28 protein-coding genes are annotated in these 25,985 nt (G+C 35.8%); 21 read left to right on the forward strand and 7 right to left on the reverse strand.

Annotated features, from left to right (window positions below):
* Positions 1-133 precede the first annotated feature (133 nt).
* The 12 genes from FFM71_RS00800 to FFM71_RS00855 all read left to right on the forward strand — a co-directional run bounded on the left by FFM71_RS00800 (position 134) and on the right by FFM71_RS00855 (position 13,247).
* Positions 134-1,999 (forward strand): BglG family transcription antiterminator, encoded by a 1,866-nt coding sequence (locus FFM71_RS00800; protein WP_137610273.1) that lies wholly within the window; start codon positions 134-136, stop codon positions 1,997-1,999.
* A 1-nt stretch (position 2,000) separates the two neighbouring features.
* Complete coding sequence (locus tag FFM71_RS00805) at positions 2,001-2,873, forward strand: ketose-bisphosphate aldolase (RefSeq protein WP_137610274.1); 873 nt, start codon at positions 2,001-2,003, stop codon at positions 2,871-2,873.
* Between the two features lie 29 nt (positions 2,874-2,902).
* Complete coding sequence (locus tag FFM71_RS00810) at positions 2,903-4,831, forward strand: PTS fructose transporter subunit IIABC (RefSeq protein ID WP_137610275.1); 1,929 nt, start codon at positions 2,903-2,905, stop codon at positions 4,829-4,831.
* A 221-nt stretch (positions 4,832-5,052) separates the two neighbouring features.
* On the forward strand, positions 5,053-5,967 hold the full coding sequence (gene yhfZ, locus FFM71_RS00815; protein WP_137610276.1) for a GntR family transcriptional regulator YhfZ: 915 nt from the start codon (positions 5,053-5,055) through the stop codon (positions 5,965-5,967).
* Positions 5,968-5,979: 12 nt separating this feature from the next.
* Positions 5,980-6,339, forward strand: a complete 360-nt coding sequence (locus FFM71_RS00820) for a PRD domain-containing protein (protein ID WP_137610277.1) — start codon at positions 5,980-5,982, stop codon at positions 6,337-6,339.
* A complete protein-coding gene (locus tag FFM71_RS00825; RefSeq protein WP_137610278.1) occupies positions 6,332-6,697 on the forward strand; it encodes a DUF2620 domain-containing protein in 366 nt (121 codons plus the stop codon). The genes FFM71_RS00820 and FFM71_RS00825 overlap by 8 nt, the downstream gene beginning before the upstream one ends.
* 73 nt (positions 6,698-6,770) lie before the next feature.
* Positions 6,771-8,063: a YhfT family protein gene (locus FFM71_RS00830; RefSeq protein ID WP_137610279.1), complete on the forward strand. Its 1,293-nt coding sequence runs from the start codon at positions 6,771-6,773 to the stop codon at positions 8,061-8,063.
* A gap of 23 nt (positions 8,064-8,086) precedes the next feature.
* Entirely contained in the window at positions 8,087-8,971 is an 885-nt protein-coding gene (locus tag FFM71_RS00835; RefSeq protein ID WP_137610280.1) for a phosphotriesterase family protein, read from the forward strand.
* Positions 8,964-10,061: an aminotransferase class V-fold PLP-dependent enzyme gene (locus tag FFM71_RS00840; RefSeq protein WP_137610281.1), complete on the forward strand. Its 1,098-nt coding sequence runs from the start codon at positions 8,964-8,966 to the stop codon at positions 10,059-10,061. Before FFM71_RS00835 ends, FFM71_RS00840 begins: the two co-directional genes overlap by 8 nt.
* A 2-nt stretch (positions 10,062-10,063) precedes the next feature.
* A complete protein-coding gene (locus tag FFM71_RS00845) occupies positions 10,064-11,230 on the forward strand; it encodes a YhfX family PLP-dependent enzyme (protein WP_137610282.1) in 1,167 nt (388 codons plus the stop codon).
* 1 nt (position 11,231) lies between these two features.
* Positions 11,232-12,461: a phosphopentomutase gene (locus tag FFM71_RS00850; protein WP_137610283.1), complete on the forward strand. Its 1,230-nt coding sequence runs from the start codon at positions 11,232-11,234 to the stop codon at positions 12,459-12,461.
* Positions 12,462-12,707: 246 nt separating this feature from the next.
* Positions 12,708-13,247 (forward strand): dihydrofolate reductase family protein, encoded by a 540-nt coding sequence (locus FFM71_RS00855; RefSeq protein ID WP_137610284.1) that lies wholly within the window; start codon positions 12,708-12,710, stop codon positions 13,245-13,247.
* Positions 13,248-13,304: 57 nt separating this feature from the next.
* On the opposite strand, the gene FFM71_RS00860 is transcribed toward FFM71_RS00855, so the two are convergent.
* From FFM71_RS00860 to FFM71_RS00870, 3 genes are read right to left on the reverse strand one after another with little or no spacing between them, the layout of a single operon-like run.
* Positions 13,305-13,925: a hypothetical protein gene (locus FFM71_RS00860; protein WP_137610285.1), complete on the reverse strand. Its 621-nt coding sequence runs from the start codon at positions 13,923-13,925 to the stop codon at positions 13,305-13,307.
* A gap of 12 nt (positions 13,926-13,937) precedes the next feature.
* Positions 13,938-14,348, reverse strand: coding sequence for a nucleoside 2-deoxyribosyltransferase (locus tag FFM71_RS00865; RefSeq protein ID WP_137610286.1), 411 nt, complete (start codon positions 14,346-14,348; stop codon positions 13,938-13,940).
* Positions 14,345-15,232 (reverse strand): LysR family transcriptional regulator, encoded by an 888-nt coding sequence (locus FFM71_RS00870; protein ID WP_137610287.1) that lies wholly within the window; start codon positions 15,230-15,232, stop codon positions 14,345-14,347. Before FFM71_RS00870 ends, FFM71_RS00865 begins: the two co-directional genes overlap by 4 nt.
* Positions 15,233-15,339: 107 nt before the next feature.
* On the opposite strand from FFM71_RS00870, the gene FFM71_RS00875 reads away from it, so the two are divergent.
* From FFM71_RS00875 to FFM71_RS00885, 3 genes are read left to right on the forward strand one after another with little or no spacing between them, the layout of a single operon-like run.
* On the forward strand, positions 15,340-15,876 hold the full coding sequence (locus tag FFM71_RS00875) for a DapH/DapD/GlmU-related protein (protein WP_137610288.1): 537 nt from the start codon (positions 15,340-15,342) through the stop codon (positions 15,874-15,876).
* 4 nt (positions 15,877-15,880) lie between these two features.
* Positions 15,881-16,630: an SDR family oxidoreductase gene (locus FFM71_RS00880; RefSeq protein WP_137610289.1), complete on the forward strand. Its 750-nt coding sequence runs from the start codon at positions 15,881-15,883 to the stop codon at positions 16,628-16,630.
* Positions 16,631-16,654: 24 nt separating this feature from the next.
* Positions 16,655-17,521 (forward strand): aldo/keto reductase, encoded by an 867-nt coding sequence (locus tag FFM71_RS00885; protein WP_137610290.1) that lies wholly within the window; start codon positions 16,655-16,657, stop codon positions 17,519-17,521.
* Positions 17,522-17,923: 402 nt separating this feature from the next.
* On the opposite strand, the gene FFM71_RS00890 is transcribed toward FFM71_RS00885, so the two are convergent.
* Complete coding sequence (locus FFM71_RS00890; protein WP_137610291.1) at positions 17,924-18,238, reverse strand: Rossmann-fold NAD(P)-binding domain-containing protein; 315 nt, start codon at positions 18,236-18,238, stop codon at positions 17,924-17,926.
* Positions 18,239-18,402: 164 nt separating this feature from the next.
* On the opposite strand from FFM71_RS00890, the gene FFM71_RS00895 reads away from it, so the two are divergent.
* Together FFM71_RS00895 and FFM71_RS00900 are read left to right on the forward strand one after the other, a co-directional pair.
* On the forward strand, positions 18,403-19,149 hold the full coding sequence (locus FFM71_RS00895) for an alpha/beta hydrolase (protein WP_137610292.1): 747 nt from the start codon (positions 18,403-18,405) through the stop codon (positions 19,147-19,149).
* 157 nt (positions 19,150-19,306) lie between these two features.
* Complete coding sequence (locus FFM71_RS00900; RefSeq protein WP_137610293.1) at positions 19,307-19,555, forward strand: hypothetical protein; 249 nt, start codon at positions 19,307-19,309, stop codon at positions 19,553-19,555.
* 113 nt (positions 19,556-19,668) lie between these two features.
* Here the strand turns inward: FFM71_RS00900 and FFM71_RS00905 are convergent, their stop codons facing one another.
* The 3 genes from FFM71_RS00905 to FFM71_RS00915 form a co-directional block, all read right to left on the reverse strand.
* Positions 19,669-20,217 (reverse strand): plasmid pRiA4b ORF-3 family protein, encoded by a 549-nt coding sequence (locus FFM71_RS00905; protein ID WP_137610294.1) that lies wholly within the window; start codon positions 20,215-20,217, stop codon positions 19,669-19,671.
* Between the two features lie 20 nt (positions 20,218-20,237).
* Positions 20,238-20,705, reverse strand: a complete 468-nt coding sequence (locus tag FFM71_RS00910) for an IS1096 element passenger TnpR family protein (RefSeq protein WP_137610295.1) — start codon at positions 20,703-20,705, stop codon at positions 20,238-20,240.
* Positions 20,706-20,837: 132 nt separating this feature from the next.
* Positions 20,838-21,296, reverse strand: a complete 459-nt coding sequence (locus FFM71_RS00915) for a nitroreductase family protein (RefSeq protein WP_137610296.1) — start codon at positions 21,294-21,296, stop codon at positions 20,838-20,840.
* A 994-nt stretch (positions 21,297-22,290) separates the two neighbouring features.
* On the opposite strand from FFM71_RS00915, the gene FFM71_RS00920 reads away from it, so the two are divergent.
* From FFM71_RS00920 to FFM71_RS00935, 4 genes are all read left to right on the forward strand, one after another.
* Entirely contained in the window at positions 22,291-22,524 is a 234-nt protein-coding gene (locus FFM71_RS00920) for a cytochrome b5 domain-containing protein (protein ID WP_137610297.1), read from the forward strand.
* A 424-nt stretch (positions 22,525-22,948) separates the two neighbouring features.
* Entirely contained in the window at positions 22,949-23,986 is a 1,038-nt protein-coding gene (locus FFM71_RS00925) for a zinc-dependent alcohol dehydrogenase family protein (RefSeq protein WP_137610298.1), read from the forward strand.
* 12 nt (positions 23,987-23,998) lie between these two features.
* Positions 23,999-24,592: an NAD(P)H-binding protein gene (locus FFM71_RS00930; protein WP_137610299.1), complete on the forward strand. Its 594-nt coding sequence runs from the start codon at positions 23,999-24,001 to the stop codon at positions 24,590-24,592.
* Between the two features lie 472 nt (positions 24,593-25,064).
* Positions 25,065-25,943, forward strand: a complete 879-nt coding sequence (locus FFM71_RS00935; protein ID WP_137610300.1) for a LysR family transcriptional regulator — start codon at positions 25,065-25,067, stop codon at positions 25,941-25,943.
* The last annotated feature ends 42 nt before the right edge of the window (positions 25,944-25,985 follow it).

Here is a 25,985-nt window from a genome sequence, read left to right on the forward strand (position 1 = left end):
GCTATTGGGAGCATAGGAACTATTTCCTACCGGTAGGAAATAAGTATGACTTTGTTAGCGGTTACATCAGAAAATATAATAGGAACTGTTGAGAAGCAATGATAGTTCTTATTAATAAATTTGTTAGGAAAATATGATGAATAAGAATATTAACAAGATGTTGGATGTGTTGCTACAACAAAAAGACTTTATTACTAACAAACAGTTATCTGAATTAGTTGGGGTAACAGAGAGGAGTATTAGAAGTTATGTAGCTAAAGTTAATGAATCATTCAATGGTGAAAAACTAATTGTCTCCAATGAAAAAGGTTACAAAATTGATAAAGGCAAGTACGATTCCAAGAATATCAGCTCAAATGAGTCAGATAGTGATGATGAAATTTTATTTAGAATTGCATTGTTACTAATAAATAGTGTTGGATACACGCAAATTGATGTAATTGCCGATCAACTTTCATATTCAAGCGAAAGTATTCGTAGTAAAATCCAAAAATTGTTTTTAAAAATAAAGCAATTTGATATCGGAGTTTCATTTGAATCGAAAATCTTTACGGGAGTCAGATTGGTTGGAAATGAAGAATCTAAACGATTGATTTTAGAAGAACTAGTGCCGTTAAAAATATTTTCAAAAGAGAAATTAATTTATCAATTAGATAATTTCTTTAAAGATATGACTGATATTAAAGAAATAACTCAGAGTGTAAAAATGATAGATAACACTTTGACAGCCCATAACTGTACCGTTGAATATTGGACGTATGTAAAATTGATTATCCACATCATAATTATGAATTACCGGGTAAAGAATCATCATTATGTAACGGAATTAACTAATTATGAGGATGTGGTTTATGAATTCTCGGAATATAGGTTAGCAAGTAGTTTTATTGATGATTTTCAAATCGGAAGAACGAAAGAAGAATTATTAAGCCTGACATATTATCTTTTGGCACTGCCATTAGATATTACTAATCCAGAAATAATCTTGAATGATGAAACTACGATTTCGGCCATAAAGGAGACCTTATTCAAGGCAGAAAAGTATTTCAATATTCCAGTATATTCCAATGAAAATTATCAGAATCAAATTGTTAATCACATAGCCAGACTTCTAAATCCAATAAAAGAAAAAATTCCGATTTTCAATCCTTATTTTACCGAACTAAAACATGAATATTTGTTTGCATATTCTATTTCTAGTTTCATTTACGATGATTTAAAGAAACGACTTTCTTTATCTATTCCAGAATCGGAAATAGCATATTTATCAATACATATTCAATTGGTTTTGAATGAAGAAAAAGATGGAATATTAAAGACGCTTTTGATTGTTAACAATAAGCAAATAGAAACTAAATTGATCAAAAACAAAGTGGAAATGTTCTTTCAAAATATTCACATTACACAGATAGTTCATGATTTTGAAACGGTAGATTTTAATAATTTTGATTTAATTCTAACAACAATCGGCGAATATCCTAGTCCCAGATATTATAGAATCGACAAATTAATACATATTTCAAGAAATTTTAACAGTATGGATATTCAGAGTGTACAAAGATTTATTTCCACGATAGGAACCTCAAATTTAATAGATAATGCGGAATATTTTCATATCAATGAGACTTCAAGCATTGACGCTATAGAAAAGTTATTGGAATTATCAGGATATTCGAATCTTATTGATAATTTTAAGGATAGAGAAAAAATGTCAAGCACGGATGTCGGCAACTTTACTGCTTTACCGCATCCTTTTCTAACAAAGTTTTCGTATAATCCTAAGGTGATTATTGGAATCAGTGATTCTGATATTATCTGGGGAAACCAAAAAGTGAGATTGATTATCGCTTACATTCCTTCCGAACAACTGGAGGTTAATAAAGGCTTTTTCAGAGATGTATATGTACATACAAATAATTTGGAGACGGTACTGAAATTACTAAAGACAAAAAACAAACAGAATTTCATATATGTATGGAATAAAGAAAGAGGATATTAAAATGTTAATGAATATGGTTGATTTACTAGATGTAGCATACAAAAATAAGTTCGCGGTTGGATCATATAATGTTTCAAACAGTGAATTTGTAGAAGCAATTATCAATGCAGCTGAAAAAAAGAATGCTCCGGCAATTATTCAAATTCATCCAGATGAATTGAGTTTCATTAGTGAAGATTTTGTTGCTTATGTCAGACAGGCCGTAAATCGTACAAGAATTCCAATGGCTATTCACGTTGATCATGGTGGTACTTACCAAGATATTCTCAAGGGGATTAGAAACGGCTATAGCTCAGTAATGATTGATACATCGGCCAAACCTTGGGAAGAGAATATTGCGATTACTAAGAAGTGTGTTGAAGCAGCACATGCAGTTGGTGTTTCAGTAGAAGCCGAATTAGGAACCATTGGAAGTAATGAATTATCTGTAGATAGTAATGGTGTTAACAAGATTCTTTATACGGACCCTGAGGATGCCAAAAAGTTTGTTGAAGCAACAGGAGTAGATACACTAGCTGTTGCCATCGGAACACGTCATGGTCACTATGCACATGTTGAAAAACCAGAATTAAGAATTGATCTTTTGGAAAAGATTCACGAAGCGGTTGATATTCCATTGGTATTACATGGTGGTTCTGATAATAAAGATGAAGAAATCCGTAAGACATATGAGCATGGCGTTGCCAAGATTAATCTTTCAACAGATATGAAGACAGCATTCTTTAATCAATTACGCAAAACATTGGTTGAAAAACCTGATGATTATGAGCCAAACGTACTGATGCCAAGCGCACGTAGGGCAGCACAAGATGTCGTTGAATATAAGATGGATTTGTTTAATTCAACAGGGAAGGCCAGCTTATATTTCAAATAAATTAATGTTTGATTTAGAGGGAGAAAATTATGAATGTTAAAGATGTGATTGATAAAAAGAATATCATTATTTCTAATACATCCATGAGTAAACAAGAAGCCATTGAAAAAATGAGTTCATTACTCGGTAAAAATGGATATGTTTCTGATGTAACCTCGTTTCAAAATGCTGTTAATAAAAGAGAAAAGGAAATATCTACCGCTGTTGGATATGGAGTAGCAATACCTCATGGTAAATCTGACGGAGTAGATAGAGCAACAATCGTAATCCTAAAGAATTTGAGTGGAATTCAATGGGATAAAGAAGTCGTTAACTTGGTATTCATGATTGCTGCTCCGGCAAGTGCCAATGATGAGCATTTACGAATGTTATCAACCATTTCTACTTTTTTAATGGATGAGAATTTTCGTGCTAAATTGTTAACTGCTATGACCGAAGACGAAATCTATAATGATTTAATCAAGCAGGACGAAGCAAAAGCAAATGAAAAAGATTTGAAGAATGCAACTGAAGATAATGGAAAATACTTAATTGGTATTTCTGCATGTATGACCGGAATTGCTCATACTTATATGGCAGCCGAGGCACTTGAAAACGAAGCAAAAAAGCGTGGAATGAAGTATAAGATTCAAACTAATGGATCAACAGGTGTGGAACATCGGCTTACCGCAAAGGATATCGCCGAAGCTGATGCAATTGTTGTAGCGCATGATGTTAAGGTGGACACGGATGTTTTTGGAGAGAGAAAATTCTTAGACGTACCAGTGAAGAAGGCCATTGATAAACCACAACAGCTTGTAACTGATGCCTTAGCCTTAGGTTCTGGTGATACTAAATCCGAAACTATTTCAAAAGTTGAAGAAAGAAGCGAAGAGACCGAGGGAGAAAGTAAGGGCGGTAGTTTTGCTAGAGCATTTTATACGCATACCATGAGTGGTGTATCCTACATGATTCCATTTGTTGTAGTTGGTGGTATTTTTATAGCTATTTCCTTCATGTTCGGTATTTATGCTAGTGATCCAACAAGCAGTCAATATAACATTTGGGCAGCATTCTTTAATGAAATGGGTGGTAACGCTGCATTTAAGTTATATGTTCCAGTTTTGGCAGCTTATATTTCGTGGAGTATTGCTGATAAACCAGGATTAGCACCAGGTATGATTGGTGGTATGATGGCCATGAATGGTGGTTCTGGATTCCTGGGTGGTATGTTGGCTGGATTTTTAGGTGGTTACTTAACGAAATTTATTATTAAGAAAACTAAGAATGTTCCACATACATACCAAGGTTTGATTTCAGTATTATTGATTCCTTTATTGGCAACTTTTGTAGTTGGTTTCGTAATGTTCTTTATTTTGAACACACCTATGTCTCACTTTAATACGTTCCTAACGACATGGTTGAAATCAATGAATGGTTCTAGTGCTTTTGTTATGGGAGCCCTTTTGGCCGGTATGATGGCCTCAGATATGGGTGGACCAATTAATAAAACTGCATCAGCTTTTGGTTTAGCGATGTTTGCTTCAAAGATTTATGGACCTTCCGCCGCATTAATGGTTGGTGGTATGGTTCCACCGCTAGGGGTTGCTTTGGCTACAGTATTATTTAAGAATAAATTCTCAAATCAAGAAAGAGAAGCTGGGAAGGCTAACTGGATCTTAGGCGCCTGTTTCATCACTGAAGGTGCCATTCCATTTGCTGCGGCCGATCCTTTGAGAACAATTCCTGCTAATATTATCGGGGCAGCAGTTGGTGGTGCTTTAAGTATGATGTTTGGTATTACACTACAGGCACCTCACGGTGGTATCTTTGTAATTCCAGTTGCAGCTAATAAACCATTACTATACATCGGATGTATTTTAATAGGTACTGTCATAACTGCCTTAATTCTAGGATTTACTAAGAAGACCTTGAGTGAAAGCGAAATGAATAAACATATGGCAGCTGGTATTATTTAATAATTTTTTTAAAAATATAATCGGTAAAAAGATATTTAAGAGAATCGTACAAAGATTTGTATGATTCCTTTTTTGTATGTTCTAATAGATAGGACAGGAATATATATGAATATACAGATTTTGAACAGAAAAATTATATTGACATAAATTATGCAAGGGCTTACACTAATGTCGTTGAAAGCAATATATTAAAAACTGTATATTGGAAAAGAGATGTAATAATGCGGGAAATACAATATCAAAAAAAAGGTATTGCTTTGATCTATTTAGCAAAGAAGTTTTTTACACTTGGAATTGGTGATAAAATTCCGACAGTTGATGAACTATGTAGCGAAACCAATACTTCTAGAGGAACAATGCAAGGTGCATTAGAAACCTTGAAGGCTGATAAGGCAATTGTAACTGTATCTAAAGGCCATATGGGAACATATCTCGTAGACCAAGATCAAGATAAATTATTAAATTACCTTGATGACAGAAATATTGTTTGTGCAATGCCATTACCATATACAAAATATTATGAAGGCCTAAGTACCGGTTTTTATAAGTCGTTTGAGGACAAAAAGTTGAACTTAAATTTGGCCTACGTTAATGGTTCTATCAATCGTTTGAATGGATTAAAGAGTAATCGTTATGACTTTATAGTGACATCAGGATTAACCGCAGATTATTTAGTAAAGAATAATGACGTTGATTTAGTTTCACTACTTCCACAAAAAACTTATGTGTCAGAGCATGTCATTGTACATAAAAAGGATAGAAACGATTTTATATACGATGGTATGAGTATCGGTGTTGATTCATATTCAATTGATTACAAGCTTCTAACTCAGGAGATTGTTAAAAATCATGACGTTAAGATGATTGAAACACCATACAATCAAATTGTTCAAAGAATTGAGAACGGAAGTATTGATGCTGCCATTTGGAATAGGGATGAAGTTGAAGAAAAAAATTATCCTGTTTCATACAGTTCGATTGACAGTGATTTGATTAAAAAATCATCAAGCGCAGCCTTATTATGTAAAAAAGGTAATACTTTCATTAAAGAAATTGTACAAAGATATGCGGATATTGATAAGATTACGTCCGTTCAAAAAGCAGTGATTTCCGGTGAGATTTTACCTGAATATTAGGAGACGATAGGTATGAAAGAAACTACTGAGGAAAAATTAAAGGTATTAAATAGGCTAGGTAAATTAGATCAGGATTCCTTTGATTTTTTAACAGATGTTGATGACTATTTTTTGGAAAATTATTACAGCAATGATAATGAAATGTTACTGATTCATTTATCAGTAGCGATTAATAGAATGTTTGAGAACAAGAAAGTAGATAAAATGCCAGATGAGATGTGGGAACAGATTTCTGATAAACCAGAGTACAAAGTTGCCGAATCCGTCTGGAATGATTTAAAATCAAAGTCACCAGTTGAATTTACGGATGATGAAACACAGTATATTTTGTTGCATGTTTTAAACATATTAAGGAGGAATCAAAATGATTAAAATTGTAATCGGTGGTCAAATGGGAAAAGATGAAATTGAGGCTGATTTGAAAAGATTAGTTGGCGATAATGATGTTGAAATAACAGTTAAGAATGATCTCGATGCTGCCATGGCTATTCAAGCAGGTGAGGCAGATTATTATATTGGCGCTTGTGAAACTGGAGCTGGTGGCGCATTGGCAATGGCAACGGCACTTTTGGGATCAGATAAAACAGTGACTGTAGCATCGCCATCAAAGGTATTATCTGAAGAAGAAATTGCTGATCAAATAAATAATAAAGGTAAAATAGCATTTGGCTTTACTATTAATACTAAAGATACGGTCCTACCAATTTTAATGAAATACTTAGTGAAATAATTTGGACTCTGTTTATCTATCTTTCAATATACAATATACAGTATATTGAAAACAAATAAAGGAAGGTATAACAATGAACGTTACTACGCTGATTAATTACATATTAATTGCTGCTGTTGGTGGGGTCGGTTCTATTTTAGCCAATCGTGGTATTGCCGTATTTAATGATGGGTTAAGACCTATCATGCCTGAATATATTGAAGGTAAGATTACTAGAAAAGAATTAGCTGCTACCAGTTTTGCTGTCAGTTTTGGTTTAATCATTGGTTTTGGTATTCCGGTTTCCATTGGTTCAACTATTTTAGTTGCTCATAGTATTTTACTAGCAGCCGATGTTATTGGTACATGGACTCCAGACAATAAGTGGGGTACAGCCTTAGCCGGAGTCGTCGGTGCCATCTATGGCGCAGGTTTACTATTTGGACTTTCTTCAATTGTCGCAATGTTCAAAATGTTACCATTCAACTTCTTACCAGCACTTTCATTAATGAGTGGTCCGATTTTGTTAGCATTCTGTGCGTTTCCAGCACTTGCTGTTGCAAGTCAGCACAATCCTAAAAAGGGTTTCATCACATTTGGATTAACGTTTTTAGCTTACTTATTAGCTACAAAATTTGGTACTTTCAAAGTAAATGGTTACACGATAACTTTAAATGCCATTGGTATGGCTTTGTTGGTTGCAATGGTATGTATGATTTACTTTGCCGCTCAAATTAAGGGTGACGGTAATTCCAATGCAAGTTTAGTCAATGTATTCTCAAAACGTGTTGGTCGTATTAAAGGTAACTGGATCTGGTTATCAATTATGGGTGGTTTAATTACAGCCGCATCAAGTATGTTAATTATTGCTGTTGATGTACTTCCACAACAATTGTTAGTTAAAAATCAAGTTATGGAAGCAGCTATTGCTACATTTGCTCGTGCCATTGGGTTCATTCCATTAGTATTCTCAACAGCAATCGTAACCGGTGTTTACGGTATGGCCGGAACAACAATTATCTTTGCTATTGGTCTTTTATTGAAAGGCCAACCAGTTGTTGCATTTATTGCTGGTTTCGTTTGGATGTGGATTGAAGTTCAACTATTGGCAGCTACTGCTAAAGGGTTGGATAAGTTCCCTGGCTTGAGAGATATGGGCGAACATATTAGAACATCATTGCAAGATACAATTGCAATTGCTTTATTAATTGGTGCCGCTATTGCATGTAATAAAATGGCTGCTAATATCGGATTCTTCTGGGTTATTGGCTTCTGGTTATTGAACAAGAAATCAAAGAAACCATTAGTAGATATGGCAGTTGGTCCAATTGCAACAATTGCATTTGGTGTTTTATTAAATATTTTGAGAGTAATAATGATTTTTTAAATTATAGGAAAGAGGAATTTCACATGTTAGTACCTGGTATGGTTTATTCACACGAACATATTCCGATTGATTTATCAGAAGTTAAGCACAATGAGGATTGTCATCTTGATTCCCAAGAACTTGTAATCAAAGAGTTTAAAGATTTGTATTCTAAAGGTATTCGAAACGTTATTGATATGACAAATAGAGGCATGGGCAGAAATATTCCTTATGCACAGAAAGTAGCCGAAGAATCCGGAATCAATATTGTTCAATCCACTGGATTTTATCAAGATGCATTTCTACCAATAGAGGTATTCAGATTATCTGTTAATCAATTGGCAGAAGGAATGATTAAGGATATTCAAGTTGGAATAAAAGGAACAAATGTTAAGGCAGGCGTTATCGGAGAGATTGCTACTACTCAAGGAAAGTGGACTGAAGGTGAAGGCAAGGTATTTGATGCCGCCGTTATTGCCCAAAAAGAGACAGGATGTCCAATCAGTACACATACTTCAATTGGAACTTTAGGCCATGAGCAAGTTAATTATTTTGTTCGAAACCATGCGGATTTAAGCAAAATCGTTATCGGACACGTTGATTTATCGGCTAGTTCTGATTATGTGATTGATATGTTGAAGACAGGTATTAATGTTGAATTCGATACTATTGGTAAAAATAATTATTTAGCAGATTCCATCAGAGTACAAATGCTCAAGGATATTGAAAAAGCAGGATTTTCTGATCAGGTTGTAATGTCAATGGATATCACAAGAAAGTCACACTTAAAGGAAAATGGGGGTAATGGCTATTCATACCTATTGGATAGCTTCGTTCCTCAACTTCAAGAAGCTGGTATTTCTGAAGAATTCATCAATAAGATGTTGGATAGAAATCCACAAAGAATCTACGGTGATATCAATGCCTAAATTCAAAACTTATCCATTAGAGAGCATTTCGGTTGATGAAGCTCTAGACAAACAATTCAAACTAGTCGATACAATGACTCGTCATTTCGAGGGCAATGAATTACTGAGTCGAGGGGATTTGGGAGTCGTTCCCGGCCTTAATCAGCCCAGATATACTAAAAAGGTTGAAGAAGTTTTGGCTGATTTCTTTGGTACTGAAGCAGCAATGTTGGTCAGAGGATCAGGAACATCAGCTATTAGATTAGCGTTACATGCTGTATTGAAACCTGGCGAAACATTATTGGTACATCAAGCCCCAATTTATCCTACAACTAAGGTTTCGATTGACAGCATGGGTATTAAGACAGTGGCGATAGATTTTAATAAAATTGAGGCTCAAAAATTACCTGTAGGTGTTTCAGCCATCTTAATTCAATATACGCGTCAACAACCAGAGGATTCTTATTCTATGGATAAAGTTATTTCTTATCTTAAAGAGGAGTATCCAGAAATTCCAATAGTTACAGATGATAATTATGCCGTTATGAAGGTTCACAAAATTGGTGTTGAGTTGGGAGCATCACTTAGCTGCTTTTCGACCTTCAAATTACTAGGTCCTGAAGGAATTGGGTGTATTGTCGGCGATAAAAAGGAATTGGATCAGTTGCGCAAAGAAAATTATTCGGGAGGATCTCAAGTTCAAGGTCATGAGGCATTGGATGTTTTACGAGGCTTAACTTATGCACCCGTAGCCTTGGCAAATCAAGCTCGAGTTGTAAATGAATTGGTTGAAAGACTCAACAATAATGAAGTTTTGGGAATTTCATCAGCCTATGTAGCAAATGCTCAATCAAAGGTTTTATTAGTTGAATTTGAAAAACCAATTGCACAGGAGGTTTTGAAATATACCAATTCATTAGGGGCCGCTCCTAATCCAGTCGGCGCTGAGTCAAAGTATGAAATGGTACCAATGTTTTATCGAGTTTCTGGAACATTTAAAGAATATGATCCGGAATTGCTTAAAACGACAATTCGCATTAACCCATATAGATGTGGCGCAGATACAATAGTACGCATCCTAAAGAACAGTGTTGGTAAGGTGGTGGAATAATAATGTTTTTGAAACAACTTGAAAAGCAAAATCCTGAACTTATCGATTTTGCATTTAATCTACATAAAACGGGTCAAATTTTACCTGACACATACGTAATTGACCTGGATATGATTCATGAAAATACAGTCAAGATGGTAGATGAAGCTAAGAAATATGGAGTTGAATTGCTTTATATGACTAAGCAATTGGGTAGAAATCCAATTGTAGCTAAAGAAATTCAATCGGCGGGGATTGAAAATGCTGTAGTAGTAGATTTTCGTGAAGCTGAAGTATTTATGGAAAATAACTTAAATTTGGGCAATGTAGGACATTTAGTTCAAACTCCCAAGGCATTGTTAGAGAAAATCGTTTCTTACGGAACTAAATATTTCACAATGTATTCTCTTGAAAATGTAGTGGATTTGAATGAAGCTGCTAAGTCAGTTGGAAAAGTTCAAGCCATCATTTTAAAAATTCAAGCTACTGAAGACGATATTTACCCGGGACAAGTTGGAGGCTTCACATTAGAAGAGTTGGATGATCAATTAGATGAACTAAATAATTTATCTAATATCAAAGTTGTTGGATTAACGACATTTCCGGCAATTTTGTTTGATGAGAAGACATGCAGTTATCACTCAACATCTAATATGGAGACAGTAAAAAAATCTCAAGCATTATTTAGTAAGCACGGAGTTGAATGTTCTGTCGTTAGTTTACCTTCAGCAACTGCCACTAAATCAATTAAGTTAATTAAAGAACTTGGTGGAACAGAAGGCGAGCCAGGCCATTCTATTACTGGAACTACTCCTATGCATGCTGTAAAAGATTTACCAGAAAAGCCGGCTTACTGTTATGTTAGCGAGATTTCACACAGCTACGGAGAGCATAGCTACATTTATGGCGGTGGATATTATCGCAGAGGTCATTTAAAGAATGCCATTGTTAAAGATGGTGAAAGAATAGAATCGGCCGAAGTTCTTCCATTAGATAATTCAAGTATTGATTATTATTTAGAATTAAATAAAAAATTTAAATCAGGATTACCAGTAATAATGTCGACTCGAACGCAGATGTTTGTAACTAGAAGTACGGTAGCACTTGTTAGAGGATTACATACCGAAAATCCAAGATTGATTGGTTTGTACGATACACAGGGAAGAGAATTATCGAAAGGAGTTAAGTGATATGGGCAAGTTTGGAGTAATTGTATTGGATAGTTTTGGTGTTGGTGCAATGGATGATGTTCCGAGAGTACGTCCAGATGATATTGGAGCCAATACTGCTTTAAACATCATTAAAGCGGTTCCACAAATTAAAATACCAAATTTAATTAAACTAGGATTAATGAATGCTATTGGTGAGGAAAGAGGGAATTTTAAATTCTCTACTACGGCTAATTGGGGAACTTCGAACTTAATGCATCATGGTGCGGATTCGTATTTGGCTCATCAGGAAATAATGGGAACAAAGCCCAAAATGCCATTATTGCAACCATTTAATGAAGTGATAGATACAGTTGAGACACAGGTCAAAAAAGATGGGTTTAGTGTTAAAAGATATGGTGAACCTGGGTACCAAATGTTACTTGTAAATGATTGCGCAACAATTGGCGATAATCTTGAGGCCGATCCAGGACAAGTTTATAATGTCACAGCTGCGTTGGATGAAATGCCATTTAATGAAATCACGAGATTGGGAGAATCTGTTAGAAGCGTTGTTAAAGTCTCTCGTGTAATTGCTTTTGGTGGTCGTGAAGTTACTTTAAAAGATATATTAAAAGCTCTAAAGATTGAACATGAAAAATATGTTGGAGTTTCTGCTCCTGAATCAGGTGTTTATAATGTTGATTATCACGTTATTCACCTTGGATATGGAATAAACCCCAAAGTGCAATTACCTCAAATTCTTCATCGTTCTAATATTGATGTCGCATTAGTTGGTAAAACGTCAGATATTATTAATGTTGATACTAATAGAAGATTTCCTGGTGTAGATACAAATTATCTTTTTGATAAATTCATAGATCAATCTAAGGATATGAAAAACGGATTATTATTTATGAATATTCAAGAAACAGATTTAGCCGGTCATGCCGAAGACCCCGTTAGTTATGCTGATGTTTTGGAAAAAGCTGACAAAAAGTTAAAAGAGGTATTACCACTTTATACAGGCGATGATATTTTGATTGTTATGGCTGATCACGGTGATGATCCAACCATAGGCTTTACACTACATACACGCGAACGTACACCATTATTGATTTATAAAGAAGGTACACATAATAAATACGTAGGCGATCGAGCAACACTTTCGGATGTTGGAGCTACTGGCGCAGACTATTTTGGTGTAGAAGCTCCTGAGAATGGAAAGAGTTTTCTACATAGAATTATTGATGGTACCAACATCGGCGATTAAAAAAGTGCAAAAAAATAGACAGGTGACCACACCTGCCTATTTCCCGATACAAAGTGACCGAGATAGTCACTTATAAAAGCTGCATCGGTTTTAGTATAACAATAATTAGAAGTAATAGATAGCAGTATCTGTATAAATAAAATAAATGACAAAAAGTAAAATGAAAAAAATGCTTGATTTAATGTATTTTCCACCGATTGATTATATAATTGTCTCAACTAAATGAGCCAATTGGAGGACAGAATCATGGCACGCAAAGTTATCTTATTTATCGCTGAAACCTTAGATGGTTATATTGCTAAATCTGATGGTAATATTGACTTTTTGCTTGATAGTAACTTTACCTCTGGTGAAACGACTGATCATGAATATGAAAAATTGACTAAGCATATTGACACGGTGGTGATGGGACGAAAGACTTATGAACAAGTCGCCAATGAAATATCACCTAATAATTATCCGTATGATTCGTTTGAAAATTATATTCTGACGACACATCCAACTGAAAGTCTTGGAAATATTAATTTTGTTCGAGACAATGTGGTGGATCTGGTCGAGATGTTGAAGAGTCAACCATCAAAGAAAGATATTTGGATTATCGGAGGGAGCAGCATTATTGCACCGTTAGTAAATAGTGATTTGATCGATAGTTATCAAATCGGTATCATTCCAATCGTCTTAGGTAGCGGCATTCCATTGTTTTCTGACAAAACAAAATTTAAAGAATTCAATTTGGAGGCAGCTAAGAAAGTTAATGGAGTCGCATATCTAACTTATGAAAAATAACTAAAGAAGGAAAATCCTTGATTAGGATTTTCCTTTTATTTGTTTAGATTAGGTTATTTAGAAATTGAACCAACCATCTATGGTGTTATATGTTCCAATGGTCATTTGTGGGTCCCTTAATGAGTAATAGAAGAAATATTCGTCATACGTTGGTTCAGGAAGTATTTGATTAAATACCATGTGAACTGCGGGAACGTATGTATTTCTAGCAACTTCAACGTAGATTTCACCAAAAGTATTTACCATACATTTACCAATTTTCCATCTCGAACCTTCAGGTAAGTTAGGGTTATGTGAGATATAATTTGTGTTTTTATCAATAGTCACAGTGCCATCATGTTGTCTGGTCATTACGGTACCAATTAAAGGCTGTTGAACGGGATTTTGAATGTCAGATAAAGTAGCATCGCTGTATGACATATATTCATTGGTAGCGACTTGATAAAGAGTAAGTCCGTGGTCAGTAGTGATAATATTACCGACAGCCCATTCTGTATTTGGACTTAATGCCCGGTCGGTAATATCAGTTCCATCGGAAGTGTAAAGGGGAGCAGGTCCTCTTCTAGTGGTAGTTGTGGCAATCTTTGCAGCTTTAACGTCATTTTGTGAAGTTAATAATCCCCCAATTGTAGCCATTGCTAAAAATGCAATTAAACTTATTAATTTAGATGTTTTCATCTGTAGTTCCCCCTATAATTTGAGTACCCTTTTTAAAATCTCAATTGCCTCAGCAACTGTCGAATATTCAAAAATATCTTTAAAATAATCGGTTCCGTTGATCATTGCAGACAGCTGACTGTTCTTAGAATTATGTAGGATAATGACAGGCTTATGCAACCTCTCCGCGTAACCAAGCTCGTAACCAACGCCCAAGCTAGGATTGGAGGTCTCGGCAACCACTAGGTCAGCTTCTTTGAGCCAAGCAATATCACGATTTCGAATATATGAATCATCCTGTTTTTGCCCAGCTACTGATAAAGAATAATCCCAAATGTGTTCTGTCAAAACTTGATTGTCTTGTTTGAGAAAATCAATCAACTGTTTGTAAATTTTAACATCGTCACGTCCACCACGAATTGATGCTGCAAAGTAAATTTTCATTTTGATGGTTCTCCAATTTTTTCTTTAAGAGTCTTTAGGAATAACTGATCCACATCGGGTAAAGTCCGTTTCTTACTCCAAATCAGAGTATTCGGATCGGTCAGTTCCGGTGACAATGGTCGAAAAGTTAGGTCACTGTCGGCTGAGATATCAACTAGATTTTCATATGTTAGGGCTATACCGGCGCCAGTTTTGACTAATAAACTAGCATTGAAAATCAAATTGTAAGTACCTATGAAGTTGAACTGGTCGAATAGACCTTGGCTCCAATTTTTGAAGTCACGATGTTGTTTAATTTGATGAGAAACTAGTAAAGGTCGTCCAATCAGATCACTTGGTTGGATGAATTTTTGCGTGGACAATTGTTCATCTTTACGCATCAAAATGCCCCAACGATTTTTATCAGGTAACTCCAAGGTATTGTAATTGCCTAACTCGTGATGGCCCATAATGATGCCGAATTCCAAAATCCCACTATCAAGAGCGGATTCAATAATTGTGTAATCGCCACTGGTGAAGTTGACGTGAACCTCGGGATATTTATGGATAATGTCGTGAACGGTATCCATGACACACTGAATCGCAATACTTTCGCCAGCTCCAATATCTAAAGTTCCACTGACAACGTCTTGTTTTTGCAAATTGTAGGTAGTTTTATCCACTAAACCAACAATTTCCTGGGCACGTTCTAATAGGTAATAACCGTCTTGAGTCAATTGAATCTGACGCTTACCTCGAATAAATAATTGCGTACCGAGATTAGTTTCCAAATCAGCGATTTGTCGTGATAAAGCTGGCTGGGAAATATGTAATAAACGGGCCGCTCGAGAAATATTTTGTTCTTGAGCGATGGCGATAAAGTAACGTAAAACTCTCACATCCATTGATATGCTCCTATTATAATTAAAAGGTATGGCTATTGATTCATGATAAGTATTTAACATTATAATAATCTTTTTGTATACTGAATTCAATCAGAGAGGTACTTAAGATGAAATCAGAAATGGATGTAGGTACAGAGGCCTATGAACAAATTGAAAAGGTCAACCGTCGCAATCAAATTTTAGTGCAACAATTGAATGATTCGCCACATACGCAACCAGAAATTCGAGAATTTGTCAGTGAAATCACCAATGAAAAGATTGATGAGACTACAGAAATTAGATTGCCATTTTATACTGACTTTGGACAAAACCTTCATATTGGAAAGAATGTTTATATCAGTAATTGTTCAATGTTTGTTGATCTCGGTGGAATTTATATTGGCGACAATGTTTTGATAGGGCCCAATACTACGATTACATCTGTTAATCATCGTACTAATCCTGACGATAGACGCCATTTGAGCTTTAAACCGGTCTATATTCACGATAATGCTTGGCTAGGTGCTAATGTTACCGTCACGCCGGGAACGATTATTGGTGAAAATGCTATCGTAGCAGCGGGTGCAGTTGTGACAAAAAATGTTCCTGCCAATACCGTGGTTGGTGGAGTGCCAGCCCGTATCATTAAAACAATTAAGGAGTAATTTTATGAGTTTAAAAGATAAAGTAGTTGTAATTATGGGAGCATCAAGTGGAATTGGTGCTGCTACAGTACGTTTGTTAGCTAGTAAAGGTGCAAAATTAAGTATTGCAGCGCGTAGATTGGATCGTTTGGAAGAAATCCAAAAACAGAATCCTGACGCTGAAATTAAAGCCTTTAAAGCAGATGTAACTAAGTCTGATGAAGTTGAGAAGGTAATTGCCTACACTGTTGCAGCTTATGGACGTGTTGATGTGTTATTCAACAATGCCGGAATTATGCCAGTAAATAACTTGGATCAATTGGCACATAATGAATGGCAAAATATGTTGGATATTAATGTCAAAGGTGTTCTGAATGGAATTGCCGCAGCTTTACCTGTCATGAAGAAACAAAAGAGTGGTCATATCATTACCACTTCATCAGTTTTAGGATACGAAGTTTTACCTGGTTACGCAGCTTATTCAGGAACTAAGTATGCAGTCCGTGCGATTATGGAAGGCCTACGTCAAGAAGAGCATGCTAATAATATTAAGACGACGATTATTGCCCCCGGATCAGTTAACACTGAACTGTTCAAATCAATTAATAATAAGGAAGTTCGTGAGGGACTTGAGTCAGCTATGAAACAACCTGGTGCTGAAATGATGGCTTTACAACCGGAAGAGATCGCTCAAGCTGTAGCTTTTGTCATTGATACACCAGCAAATATGGCCGTTAATGAGATGGTTATTCGTCCTACTGGACAAGAAGTTTAAAATAAAAAAATTAGGAGAAATCATATGTCAATTTTTGATGAAACAATCACTTTAAATAATGGAGTAAAAATTCCCAAATTAGCTTTAGGAGTTTGGGAAATCCCTGATGATCAAGTTGCTGATTCAGTTAAGAGTGCACTTGATATTGGCTATCGTCATATCGATACTGCCCAAGCATACGGTAATGAACGTGGTGTCGGTGAAGGAGTTCGCGATAGCAGTGTCAGTCGAGATAAGATTTTTGTGAATTCTAAGGTCGCCGCTGAAATTAAAAATTACGATGAGGCTAAAAAATCAATCGATGAAACTTTGAGCGAGATGAGCTTAGATTATTTGGATATGATGATTATTCACAATCCACAACCATGGACGGAAGTTAACCAAGGAAATGACCGTCATTTTGAAGGAAATTTACAAACTTGGCGTGCAATGGAAGATGCTGTCAAAGCTGGTAAGTTGAAGACTATCGGGGTTTCAAGTTTTAATAAGGAAGATTTGGACAACTTGATTAAAAATAGTGACACTAAACCAGCTGTTAACCAAGTTCAGATTCATATCGGAGATACACCAATGGATATTATTAAATATTCTCAAGATAATGGCATTGCAGTGGAAGCATTCTCACCAGTTGCCCATGGTGCTGCCATGAATGATGAACAAATTAAAAAGATGGCTGCCAAATATAATGTCAGTGTGCCACAATTATGCATCCGTTATGATTGGCAATTGAATGTTATTGTTTTACCTAAGTCAGCTAATCCAGAACATATGAAGTCTAATGCTGAGATCGATTTTGAAATTTCAGCTGAAGATATGGATACTTTGATGAAAATAGACCAAATGAATTATGGAGCTGCCAGTGCTTATCCGGTATTTGGTGGAAAGATGTAGTTATTAACTAAAGGTTGAAAGTTTAGTTAAATATGCCGTTTCCAGAGCTGAGAGTATTCAATTGCTGCGCGGAACGGTACGGTCTCGGACCTCGGTTGAAGCCTCGCAAAAACCGCGAGTCTTCAACACGCCCGGTGGTGTAATTGCTGAAGCAATAACGCCACTTTCGCTTCAAATGAATACTCCCAGCTCTTCCAACTAGTTTTTTTTTATTAATAAAATGAATAATAAAACGAAAACTCCTAATTTTTTAAATAAATTAACTCTAGGCCTGTAACATCGGCGGTTATATTAATTTTTCGCCTTTCAACCATTAATTATTAAATGGATTTATTAATCAGAACAAATATATACATATAGTAGAAAGAAGGAGAAAACTAAATTGTTTTCTCCTTCTTTTCGTTATTTAAAATATTTTTGATTATCAAAAATATAATTCTGAATTGTTCGTGGCGCGTGTCCCAATACTTTGGCCGCGGTGTCGGTCACCTCTTTAGCATTACCGAGTTGAGTTATCAAATAGAGCATGACCATTACAGTAACGAAATCCTTTTTGATTCCACGTTCCAACATTGTCTTCCGAAATTTAAAAAGGCTGGGTTTGCTGTAAGTTATTTTAATTCCTAGAATTATAGTCATGATTTTAGCCATTTCTTGATATGAGAAAGCTGATGGACCGATGATGTTTAGCTTTTGATTGAGATATTTATTATTCAAAAGGGCGATACCGTCAATCTCACTAATAACACTGCATCAATGAAACTTGTCCTAGCATTGCCAGCAGGGATAAATAATTCGTTATTTTTTTGAATATCTTCCAAATAAGATTAAAATAATCATAATTTGTTAGCATTTAACTTATTAGAAGAAGGATGATAAAAATGGATGTCGAAATAGAGCGTGATGGCTTAACTTTAAGAGGAACTTTCAATAAACCGGCTGCTGCTAAGTTTAATTTGGTGATTCTGATGCACGGATTCACATCTAATCGTGGAGTTGATCCAGACCAGTTGTTATATCAGTTAGCCAAGCGTTTTGAGGAAAAAGGTTTGGCTACTCTACGCTTTGATTTTAATGGTCACGGTCAATCAGATGGGAAATTTGTTGATATGACTGTTTTAAATGAAATCAGCGATGGCAAGGCTATCTTGGATTACGCTAGACAAATTGCAGGCGTCGAAAAAATTTATTTGTTAGGACATTCTCAAGGTGGAGTTGTTGCCAGCATGCTAGCCGGTTATTACCCTGAAAAGATTGCCAAGTTGGCTTTGCTAGCACCTGCTGCAACGTTAAAGGATGATGCTTTGAAAGGCAGCACTCAAGGGTATACATACGATCCACACAATATTCCCGATACATTACCAATCAAGAAAGATTTAACCTTGGGTGGCTTTTATCTCAGAACGGCACAAACTTTGCCAATCTATGAAAGTGCTCAAGAATATCATGGTCCTGTTTGTTTAGTTCATGGTTTGAAAGATACAGTCGTAGATAAGATTGCGTCAACACGTTATGACGATGTTTATACGAATGACACTTTGCATTTGTTGGATGATGCTGACCATGGCTTCGAGATTGGAAATTCTCGAGCAGAAGTTTTGAATATTGCAACAAAATTTTTCCGGTAGGTTGAAATGGGATAATGAAGTCGATGTATATAAGCAAACCACAATTTTACTGAAAAGCTTGGTAGCAATACTTTCAGATGACAAAGTGCTGACAACTCAGCAATGTTGTTTCTCTGGATTGGTGCGAAAAAAGTAGAAGAATTAGGTTTTCTCGTTTATGACAGGGGTCTCCGAAATAATTATTGGTATTCCGCAGGTTGTTGATTATTTTTATGCTAAATATCTGGAAACTCCGGAGTATTGGTCTAAGAATACATGGCAAGAGTTTATTGATTTAACAGGACTGGATCTTTCTGCCAGAGAATTCAATCGTGTTGAAGTTCTGTTGAAAAACTTAATTACAATGCTTTCTGACAATCAGATTATCTTGGAGCAGACAAAACAGAATATTTTGCAAATCTTATAGATTAATGATGTAGAATCTCTGAATAAAAAAACTAAATAAACTCAATTGAAGCAAAATCAAAGAGTCCATTATAGGAAATCAGTATACGATTTCTTATAATGGACTCTTTAGTTTTACATATTAGGGAATAATCCCATATCAGCACCAGTAATCATCTGTTCACCAGCTTTTGACCATAAGGAAAGATTTTTGTTGATATTTTTACGGTTAAACCGACTTGTAGCGGCGTCAGGAGCATTACCGTCTTCGCCCAAGCTACCGCCAGCACCAGCAATACATGATGGAATAATTGCGTTATCCAAGTCTTCGAAAGTTAACAATTTTTTCAAAGTAATTAAGTGTTCCCAATCTTCACCAAAATCATACGTATAGAGAACAGTATCGTCACTTAAATCCTGGTATAAATATCCTTGATCAGCATAAACTTGCTTGATATTAAAAAAATCACCATAGTCATCAATATAATTTAAATATTCAATATCTTTATTCTTAGGTTTAAATGAGAAAAGGTGAGCATTTTGCCAGCCAAAGGACAATTGAATTAGAACATGTAATTGATCATAGCGAATACCAATTGGAACAATTAATTTTCTCCAAGTTGCGGGTTTTGTATCTAATAATTTAACGGTTATTTCCATAGCTACAGGGGATTGCTTATTCATATGTAGAGATTCTCCTTTTTTTAATCATTGAAAGGCCATTGGCCTGACCCGGGAACCATTCTTTCACCGGCTCGAGCCCATAAAGCGTAGTTTTTATTAACAGCACTGTAATTAAACTTGGGGACATTTTCTTCATTTTCATTATCTGAACCTTCGAGACAGCAGGGAAGTGGAAGCTTTTTAAGTGAACGAAATGACAAAGTTCTTTCTAATGCAATGTCGAATTGCCAATCTGAGCCAAGTTCAAGCATGATGGAATTATTGATTAGGTCGGGATAAGGATAGCCTTTATCAGCTAAAAATGAAACGCCATCAAAACCGGCATCCGGGTCCATGGGATAGTTCATATATTGAATTTGTTTTTCGTAAGGTGTGAATTCATATAAATCTGCTTCTTCTATACCAAATGCTAGTTGGATTAAAATCTCAAGCTGGTCGTAACGAATAGATATAGGAACACGAAGTCTCCTCCAAGTTTTTCTGGGGATTGCTAAACATTAATAATGTAACTTTTATGTTCATCGCCGCAACTGGTTCACCCATGATAAATCTCCTAATTGAGAACTTTATTCACTCTTAAAAAGATTATAGCAAATAAATCCTAGTTGTTGAGTATCTAATTATTTAACGATATTAGTTTGAATCCTTTTCAAAGAGATTTCGCGTGGTGTGAAAGTTTCATCTGTTTGGCCCAATGTCAAAGCAAAGAGTGGTTTAAAGCCATCTGGAATAACTCCATCAGGAATGAAACCCAGACTTGCCATGTTGTAATTAGCTCCTAGGCCTTGATTTTCAGCCTCAAGTTCCATGTTGTGCACGATTGTACCAGCTGAATTTCCGTCCATTAAACCATTATTCTTACCAGAAACGACTATAACTGTTGGGGCATCGTAAATACCTGTCATTTGTGATAAAATTTCTGGTTTTTGAATAGCAGTTAGACGATATTCGTCAAATTTACCCAGGCCAACTGATCCCGCATTAGCAGCCAACAAAATGTTGTTAAGTTGTTCGTCAGTAATTTGTCCAGAATATTTACGAACAGCCTTACGTGATTGAATCATTTCAAAAGTTTCCATTATATTAACCTCCAAAAATATTATTTAGTTCACTAAAGGTTGAAAGTTAAGTATGCCGTTTCCAGAGCTGAGAGTATTCAATTGCTGCGCGGAACGGCCCGAGCCTGGGAAGCGGTCTCGAACCTCGGTTGAAGCCTCGCAAAAACCGCGAGTCTCCAACACACGCCCGGTGGTGTAATTGCTGAAGCAATAACGCCACTTTCGCTGCAATTGAATACTCTCAGCTCTTCCAACTAGTTTGTTTTTTTAATAGCAGTAACAATAAAACAAAGTTTTTTTTGCCTGTTTCAATAAACTAGTTCTAATGCCGTAATAACAATGGTTAGATTAATTTTTCAACTTTCAACCTTTAGTTAGTTCAATGATAGACTTTTTGTGTGCGTTTGCACAAGCAGCTAGTAGCGATTGATTATTCCTCTCAATTCATTAATATATGCTTGTCTCAATTCATCAGGATAATTAATTTTTACATTTTTACCCAATGTAATTAGATATTCCACCATATAGTTAAATTCAGATTGATTGTAGCCACCAGATATTATAATTTTTGCCGTCGGAAGTCTTTAAATGCATGTTTTGGTAATTGTTCTTCTGAAATAATTCTTGTCCTAGTGGTGTTAATTCGCATTCGAAAGGAATATTGTGATAATTATTTTCGTAATTTTGTTGGAATTGTTTTAGTTCTAATCTTGAATAAGTGTCAGAGAATTTTCGATGCAATCACAACGATAGGTTCCCCGATTGCTATACGCCACTAGAATTTTCACGAATGTATTTAAAGGGCATCTTTGAAGAGTTGATGAGGTTCTATAAGTTTTTAATTTATTCAGGGATTACAGACTAATGGTGTTGATATAAAAGAGGCTATACGACGGGGAATGGACGGCCTAGAGATTGAATTTGATAAATTTTATGGGAGTTAAAGTTATCTTTATCTACTGATAAATGCCATACTATTTATAGATAATAATTTTTGAAAGTTGAGGTTAATTAGATGACAGACAAAAAATTTACACGTGAGGAATTAAAGAAATTTAATGGTGAAAATGGCAATCCAGCTTATGTAGCCATTGACGGAATTGTTTATGATATGACCGATGTAGAACCATGGAAGGGTGGCAAACACCACGGCAACGTTGCAGGCAATGATTTATCGGAAGCAATTATGAAATCTCCACATAAACATTCGGTTATCGCTAAGTTGAATGAAGTTGGAAAGCTAGTTTAGAGACACTGCATGTATATAGCCAAACGTATAGTTGCAAATAAGTTTGGTTTTTGGTTGTCTAGTAATAATATTTTTAGCGTAGTTTAATTACCGAATCAGAGATATTTTGAGCAATGCCGATGCTTTATTTATAAAGTAACTAAAAGTTGAAAATTTAGGCAAGTATGCAGTTTCTTGATCCAAGAGTATTCAATTGCTGCACCAAACGGCACAGTAAAGGTGGCATAGAGCTACTCCACGCCCGGTGGTGTAAATATAACAAGGAAATGACAATTCGGTCATTCCCTTGCTTTTTTGTATAAGTAGAACTTATTAATTACTTTAAAATTTGAAATTGGTCTAATAACGAAATGATTGTAATATATCACTTGTAAGTTAAATCAAGAAAATAATAAATAAATAAAATTTGAGGAGATATTCAAATATGAGAGCAGCAACCTTTGTAGAACCTGGAAAAATGGAAGTCAGAGAATACGCTAAACCAACTATCCAAAAACCAACTGATGCAATTATCAAAATCGTTCGTGCCTGTGTCTGCGGATCTGATCTTTGGTGGTATCGTGGTATTGCTAAACGTGAGGCAGGTTCAACTGTTGGTCACGAAGCAATTGGAATTATCGAATCAGTTGGTTCAGATGTTAAGGATGTTAAAGTTGGAGATTTTGTAATTGCACCTTTCACACATGGCTGTGGTCATTGTGCTGCTTGCCTAGCTGGTTTTGATGGTGATTGTTTGAATCAAGAAGCTGGTGGCAATGGCGGTTATCAAGGTGAATACTTAAGATTTACAAATGCTAATTGGGCTTTGATCAAGATTCCTGGTCAACCTGAAGATTATTCTGATGATATGCTTAACAATTTTCTAGCCTTGGCCGATGTTGCGGCAACTGGTTTCCATGCTGCCCGTAGTGCCGAAGTTAAAAAAGGCGATACAGTCGTTGTCATGGGTGACGGTGCGGTTGGTTTGAGTGGTGTTCTTTCTGCTAAATTACTTGGTGCTAAACGCATTATTGCTATGAGTCGTCATGAAGATCGTCAAAAATTGGCTAAAGAATTTGGTGCAACAGATATCATTGCAGAACGTGGTGATGAAGCCGTTGCTAAGGTTATGGAATTGACTGGTACCGGTGCTGATGCGGTTCTTGAGTGTGTTGGAACTGAACAGTCTGTAGATACAGCCGTTAAAGTTGGACGTCCTGGAGCCGTTGTTGGTCGCGTTGGTGTACCACAAAAAGCCGAAATGAATACGAATAATCTATTCTGGAAGAACATTGGTCTACGCGGTGGAATTGCTTCAGTAACGACAGATGACAAGACTATTTTATTGGATGCTGTTTTGAAGGGTGAGATTAATCCCGGCAAAGTCTTTACACAACGTTTTGATCTTGATCATATTCAAGATGCTTATGAAGCAATGGATAAGAGAACGGCTATTAAATCACTATTAATTATTGATAAATAAGAGGAATTTAAAATGACAAATGTATTAATTATTGGAGCTACAGGAACAATTGGTGGAGCAGTTCGCCAAACGCTTTTAAATGAAACAGACGACAAGCTAACTTTATTTGCTAGAAGTGCTGGTGGTTTGAATGTCAGTGACCGTGAAACTGCAATGTCAGGTGATGTAACATCTGATTCTGATTTAGATAAAGCCATGGAAAATCAAGATGCAGTTTTTGTTGCCTTAAGTGGTCCTTTGGGTCAATTTGCTAAAAAGATTATTGAAGCGATGGATCGAAACAATATTTCCCGTATGTTGTTTATTACGTCAATGGGAATTTATAACGAAATTCCTGCATCCGTTGGTAGTAATGGAAACTTGAGTAACAACGGAGTCCTTCGTCCTTATCGTGAGGCCGCTGATGCTATCGAAAGTTCCGATTTGAACTATACCGTTATTCGTCCCGGCTGGTTTACTAATGGACCAGTTAATTATGAAATTACTCGCAAAGGTGAACCTTTTGGTGGACATGACGTTTCAGTGAAATCAATTGCTGACTTTGTGAAAAATGCAATTGCAGATGATAGTTATTATTCACATGATAGTGTTGGATTAAATAGCTAAAGATTAGGAGTTTAGGTAAGTATGCCGTATGCCGTTTCCAGAGCTGAGAGTATTCAATTGCTGCGCGGAACGGCCCGAGCCAAAGAGCGAACTCGTTCCTCGGTTGAAGCCTCGCAAAACCCGCGAGTCTTCAACGCGCCCGGTGGTGTAAGGACTAAAGTCCTAACGCCACTTTCGCTGCAAATGAATACTCTCAGCTCTTCCAACTAGTTTATTTTTATGGCAGAAACAAATAAAATGAAATGAAAACTTCTGCTTATTTAAGTAAATTTTTTCTATGCCTGTAACAACAATGGTTATATTAGTTTTTCAAATTTTAACCTTTAGTTAAATAGCAAATAACCTCGAAAGAGGTTATTTTTTTGTGCCACCGAAGGCTTCGAGGAAGGAATTTTGTTGTGTGGGTCGGTTCGAGCCAAAGGTTGGCTCGAACTGGTATAATGGTGAAAAATACATATTTGAGGCGAAATTTATGTTTCAACAGATGCAATACTTTATCGCAATCGTTAAGAATCATAGTTTTACGCAAGCGGCAGTTGAATGCAATATTTCTCAATCGGCTATTTCTCAGCAAATGAAAGAGCTAGAAAGTAATCTGGGATTAAAACTCTTGGAACGTAAGGGGCGCAGTTTTGAAGTTACTGAGGCTGGACAATATTTTTATACGCACAGTCAGGATATTTTGGCTAATGTTGATCAATTAGTTGCGAATACGAAAAAAATTGTCAAAAAAGATGCTGTAAATTTAAATATTGGTTATTTGAGAAGCTTTGGTACGACTGAATTTCTCCAAACTGTTTCTAAATTTACGCAGGCATATCCGCAAGTGAAAATTCATATTACTAGTGGCAATCATGAAGAGCTATACGAATTGTTGCGAACTGGCAAGATTGATTTGAATTTTTCCGATCAAAGACGTGCTTTATCAAATGAATATCAAAATGAATTTTTGACCTCAAGTAAATTTATGGTAGCGGTTAGTCGATCATTACCTGTTGGAACTGAAAAAATTGATATTGCGGATTTAGCTGATATACCTTGTATTTTAATTTCTGATAGTGATAATCCGGCAACTGATGAGTCGTATTATCGTGAAATACTAGGTGTCAGAAGTGAGATCACTTTTGCGAGAAATTACGATGAAGCACAGATGTTGGTTGCCTCTAACCAAGGTTATTTGATTATTAATGCTCGTATGAAAAATCAGTTGAATCAGGATATTGTTAAAATGATTAAATTGGTTAAGGATAATCGTGAGTTGACGCAAAATTATTACGCTTATTGGCAGGCGGGAAATTCAGGCTTTTATATTGAGAGCTTTGCCGATTTATTGAAGGAAAGCTTTGTATAAGTATCACTTATCAATCATTACTGTAATTGAAATAGCTCTGAA

Source organism: Companilactobacillus huachuanensis (assembly GCF_005404815.1).
Classification (GTDB): domain Bacteria; phylum Bacillota; class Bacilli; order Lactobacillales; family Lactobacillaceae; genus Companilactobacillus; species Companilactobacillus huachuanensis.